The organism is Bifidobacterium sp. POST2/T3 (B1) (assembly GCF_058197115.1).
The window spans coordinates 1-2,971 of the sequence record NZ_JBVPQK010000322.1 but is presented as its reverse complement, the minus strand read 5'-3'; the positions used below and the strand labels follow the sequence as shown (position 1 = coordinate 2,971).

At 56.2% G+C, this 2,971-nt stretch carries 4 protein-coding genes; 1 reads left to right on the top strand and 3 read right to left on the bottom strand.

Going from position 1 to position 2,971, the window contains the following annotated elements:
* On the bottom strand, positions 1–683 hold a 683-nt coding region (locus AC0AP0_RS11085; protein WP_490430505.1), incomplete at its 3' end, for an ABC transporter permease.
* 10 nt (positions 684–693) lie between these two features.
* On the bottom strand, positions 694–1,578 hold the full coding sequence (locus tag AC0AP0_RS11080) for an ABC transporter ATP-binding protein (RefSeq protein ID WP_490430504.1): 885 nt from the start codon (positions 1,576–1,578) through the stop codon (positions 694–696).
* A gap of 89 nt (positions 1,579–1,667) precedes the next feature.
* Between AC0AP0_RS11080 and AC0AP0_RS11075 the strand changes: the two genes are divergently transcribed.
* Complete coding sequence (locus AC0AP0_RS11075; protein WP_490430503.1) at positions 1,668–2,039, top strand: hypothetical protein; 372 nt, start codon at positions 1,668–1,670, stop codon at positions 2,037–2,039.
* On the opposite strand, the gene AC0AP0_RS11070 is transcribed toward AC0AP0_RS11075, so the two are convergent.
* Positions 2,025–2,971: ABC transporter permease (locus tag AC0AP0_RS11070; protein ID WP_490430502.1), on the bottom strand; the 947-nt coding region annotated here is incomplete at its 5' end. The two genes, AC0AP0_RS11075 and AC0AP0_RS11070, sit on opposite strands and share 15 nt — an antisense overlap.

Below are 2,971 nucleotides of genomic sequence, written 5' to 3'. Positions count from 1 at the left end.
GACTCAGGTCCAACCATTCCCGCCATAGTCAGCAGGCGATCAATCCGAGAACCCGTCAGCACCACAGCTCCGCCGAAATCGTCGTACTTTCCCCCATGGCTCTTGCTGATGCCTGAGATGGTCAAGTCCACAGTGCCTTGGTCAACAAGGCGTTCTTTACTTGAATAATCCTGAGCACTATCGCTATCACTACCTGGCAGCATCACCGAGGACATATGGAGGCGCACCTTATCACCCAGACCAGCCTGGAGCCTGCTGGCGACGGAATGCGGCAGCACAACCTGATCGTCTGAATCAGGCCATTGCCCCCGATCCAGATCGATAGGTATAAGCTCCTGCCTTGCACCCACAATGGCCAGAATCCCTTTGCTGGAATGACCGTTTGCTTCCGTATCCACCATGAGGTCGACATCAGGGCGCAAACCACCAACACCGCGCACTTTCGACAGCCCCTTGCCATCGAATTCGTCGAGCAGGATCGGCTTGTCCTGATCCCTTCTGGAGGTCACAGCATAGTTGGCTTGGCCTGCATCCATGCTGATTTCGCGACGCATGGAGGCATTCGCCACGTTGCCAAAAAGGAGCGTCAGGCACATAAAGAGGGTGCCGATCACGATGGCCAGACCAGCCGGCATCATCATACGTGCATCGCGCTTCATCATCGTACCAGTTATCCGCCACACAATGCACCCCTTAGTCCTGGAACTGGGAATCGCCGGCAGTGCCAGCCGAGACTTGTTCAGCCAGAAGATCGTTCATGGCTTTCACTGTCGGATCTTTTCGGTCCGAAACAATCCGTCCGTCGGCAAAGACAATCGCACGATCTGCGTAGGATGCGGCATAGGCATCATGAGTGACCATGATAACGGTCTGATTCAGCTCGCGCACGGAATCACGCAGGAACTTCAGAACACCAGTGCTGGCGGCCAGGTCCAGGTTACCCGTCGGTTCGTCCGCAAAGACCAGACCGGGTTTGGTTATCAGCGCTCTGGCGATGGCGACCCGTTGCTGCTGCCCCCCGGATAATTCACCGGGAAGATGGTCCAGCCTCTCCGACAAACCGAGAGTCTCTACCAGTTGCTCCATCCACGAGCTGTCAGGCCGAACGCCGTCCAGTACCAGCGGCATGAGGATATTCTGTTTGGCAGTGAACATAGGCAACAGGTTGAAGCTCTGGAAGATGAATCCCAGATGCCTCCGCCTGATCAGAGTCAGCTGACGGTCGTCCAGTCGTGTCAGGTCAACTCGGCCGGCCTGATCAATCGATGGATGGTGACGATCTCCGCTCTTCGAATGCAGAAGATCAGCGGCCATATAGACATGGCCAGAGGTGACAGTATCCAGACCAGCCAGAACGTGCATAAGTGTTGATTTACCCGAACCTGAAGGGCCCATGATGGCAGTGAACCGGCCTTGCTCAAAATTCACGTCAATTCCGCGCAGGGCGTGGACGACGTTCGAACCTTGCCCATAATCCTTGGTCAGCTGTCTGGCACTGACGGCCGGCGGTCCCGCGACACCTGGGACTGCTCTGTCGATTAAACCTTGTGAAGACGAAGTATCCGCTTTGTTCTGCATGGTGCTCCTTTATCCGCGAGGAAGCCTTTCTCCCGTCAGCTTCCGACCGTATCCGGCTATCGGCTGCAGCGATATGCTCCCTAGGAGCGATGAAGATAATCATCCTTACGGATGAGTGCACTGAAGAACTCTTCCTGTTAGGCTGGCACCATCCAAATCAACGCGGGCGGCGGGGATGGAACTATGCGGAGATGAAGCAAATCATGTTCAGCACAAAAGACAATGAGCCTAAAGACATGGATCCATCAGACCAGAGGATTGAGACAATTGCCTCGATCCCCTTAATCGACTACGAGAATAACGAGGTCCCCGCGATCAAGCCGGCTCGCTTCCAAGCAGCCTCAAGGAAAACATCATCTGGCAGAATAAATCATTCATTCCCGGCGCCAACCAAGGTGCGCCTTGGTGAAAGTTGGCTGGCTCTGATGCAATCTGACTGCTGGTCGTCATTCCTCTGCTAGAGCCACGACCGGTGGAGTCCGGTTGACGCGCCTTGCAGGCAGGACGCTTGCCAGAATCGCCGCTACGAGCGCCACCAGCAGAATCACCAGGCCAATGGACCAAGGAATCGGGAAAGCCACCGTCCCCAGAGAGGAGAAGATCTCATAGGCTGCAGCCCAGCCGAAGAGCAGGCCCAGGACCATGCCGGACAAGGACGACCCCAGGGCTATCAACCCTGACTCCACAGCCAGGGAACGTCTGATCTGCTTGCGGGTCATCCCGATGGCCCGCAGGGTGGCAGACTCCCGCCGACGTTCCAACACCGACAGGGAAAGCGTGTTGGCTACGCCGATCAGGGCGATGGCCACTGCAACCGCAAGCAGGCCCAGGATAATCATGAGCAGGCTGTCGATGGTCCGATCCCACTGCTGCTTTTCAGCCAATCCACCCTTCACGGAAACAGCCGAATACCCGGAAAGCGCACTCTTCACCTTGTTCATAAACGTCGAGACTGTTGGCGAGCCATCAACCTTGGCCCAGATCTGCACGGTCTGAGGCTGAACGCCATTTAGCAAGGATGAGTCGGTCATGCCATATAAATTGCTGGCATCAATCCCCTGGTAGGGCGCATAGATGCTAGTTACGAAGAGTCTTTGAGCCACCGACGTGGATCCGCCACGAGCGTCGCCTTGAATCGGGCTGAGAATATTGAGCCCAAGATTCCCGCCGTCGTGAAAATCCTTCTGTCTGTCCATGAGGCTTTCTGGAAGCAGCAGGGCATCCGGTCCGGAAAGATCCTTGCCGACCCTGGAGTTCAGAAGACGATCGATCTTATGCGCATCCAGGGCGAAAATAGTCATTCCCGCCCCGTTCTCCCCGCCTGATTTGACCATGGCTGCATACTGGGGCACCAGCTCGGCCTGTGCAACCCCGTCGATCCGTCGAATGTCGT